A 1,955-nucleotide genomic window follows, 5' to 3' on the forward strand; every position below is an offset into this window, starting at 1 on the left:
GAACCGTGCGTTGTGGGTGCTGGCCGAAGAGATGCGCAAGCTCAAGGCCTGATCCACAAGGTCTGAACGAAGCCGGTGCTGGGTTCAACCCCGAATCCAGCGCCGCCCATGCGCTGCAACGCTCTCATCATCGGACGGTGCGTGCGCGTGTAATTCCGAAACGCGCTCGCCGGCCGGCGCCGGCTCGCGCGATCCCGGCCGCTGGAGCATCGTGCGCGGCGCCCGGGAAACGTCCTCCGCCTCGACCACCCTTGTCGGTCGCGCTGGAGGAAACCCCATGAAGACCCTTGTGCTCGCCAACCAGAAGGGTGGCGTCGGCAAATCCGCCGTCGCCACCTTGCTGGCCCACTACTTCCGCAAACTCGGCTGCCGCGTGCTGGCCATCGACCTGGACCACCAGGGCAATTTCTCCGACCCGTTGCGCAAGTCCCAGCGCGTGGCCGTGGCCGAAGTCCCGGCCAGCGCCTTGCTCACGCAGGCGAGTCCGGTCATCCCGGCTGCGGACTTCGTCCTCGTCGCCGCTGACCAAGGTCTCTCCGGGTTGGAGCGCCAGCCCAGCCTGCACAACGATTTCGCGAACCACCTAAGGGTCTTCCTCAAGGCCATGGACGACCGGTTCGATGTCTGCCTCATCGACACCAATCCCAACCCGGACATCCGCATGATCGCGGCGCTGGCCTCGGCCGATTTCGTACTCTCGCCGGTCCAGCTCAACCAGGAAGCCCTGGACGGCGTGCACGCACTGCTCAACCACCCTCGGGTGGGGGTGCGAAAGATCACGTCGATGCTCAACCCGAAGCTGCACCTGATCGGCTTGCTCCCGGTGATGGTGGAGGCCAACCCGTTTCAGCGGGAGAACTTCTTGCAACTGGTGCAGAAGTTCCACCCCATCCTGATCCCCTACGGACCCAAGCCGGGACAGTACGCGTCCATGCCGCGCCGCTCGGCCGTGGCCGAAGCGCAGGCGGAAGGCCTTGTGCTGTGGGAGATGAAGAAGACCGCCGCGCGAGACGCCTGGCGCGAGATCGAGGTGGCCATGGTCGTGATCGCCAAAGCCGTGCTGGATGGAGCGCCGACACAGAAAACCCCCGTCACCCCCATCAATGGAGCGGATCATGGCCCTGTCGCTGGATAGCCTCGACCTGCTGCCGCCGACTGGGGGCGAGGGCGGAACCCCCTTGCGGATTCCGCTGGACGCCATCGACGAAGACCCAGATCAGCCCCGACAGGAGTTCGACGATCAGAGCCTGGACGAACTGGCCGAAACCATCCGGGAGCGTGGCGTGCGCCAGCCCGTCTCGGTGCGCACGCACCCCACACAGCCTGGTCGCTGGATGCTCAACTTCGGCGCCCGGCGCTTGCGGGCCTGCAAGCGGGTCGGACTGTCCGAGATACCCGCCTTTGTGGACCAGACCGCCAACAGCGTGGACCAGTTCATCGAGAACGAACAGCGCAAGGGCCTGAGCCCGCTGGAGATTGCGCTGTTCGTGCAACGGGCGTTGAACCAGGGGCAGACGCAGGCCGACATCGCACGGGCCATCGGCAAAAGCCGGCAGTACGTGACACTGGCGACGGCGTTGATCGATCCACCCGACTGGTTGCTGGCCGCATACCGGGACGGTCGCTGTCGGGGACTGGCCGAACTGTACGACCTGCGCAAACTGGCGGGTCAGCATCCCCAGTACGTCGAGGCCTGGGCATCAGACCGGGACGCCATCACCCGTGAGAGTGTCGCTGCTCTGCGAAACGATCTCACGGAAGGTTCGGGCAGTGTCCGCCGTGGAACGTCGGCGCTGATCGAATCCATGGAGGCCAGTCTGGGGCTGGGCGCAGACCAGGGCCAATCTGTGAAGGGGTACCCATCACCCCCCGTTGCGCCCGAGCCTGTGACTCGTTCGCCTCGGCCCTCACCACTGAGGCTGATGGCCAGTCTGGACGGTGGGTTGGTCGTGGTG

Annotated in this window: 2 protein-coding genes; both read left to right on the forward strand. The window is 65.7% G+C overall.

Going from position 1 to position 1,955, the window contains the following annotated elements; genetic code table 11:
- The first annotated feature begins 277 nt into the window (after positions 1–277).
- Complete coding sequence (locus tag Q7J58_RS01585) at positions 278–1,135, forward strand: ParA family protein (RefSeq protein WP_304822454.1); 858 nt, start codon at positions 278–280, stop codon at positions 1,133–1,135.
- Positions 1,116–1,955, forward strand: an 840-nt coding sequence (locus Q7J58_RS01590) for a ParB/RepB/Spo0J family partition protein (RefSeq protein WP_304822457.1), incomplete at its 3' end; no start/stop codon positions are given. The genes Q7J58_RS01585 and Q7J58_RS01590, both read left to right, overlap by 20 nt.

The organism is Hydrogenophaga sp. (assembly GCF_030656115.1).
Taxonomy (GTDB): domain Bacteria; phylum Pseudomonadota; class Gammaproteobacteria; order Burkholderiales; family Burkholderiaceae_C; genus Hydrogenophaga.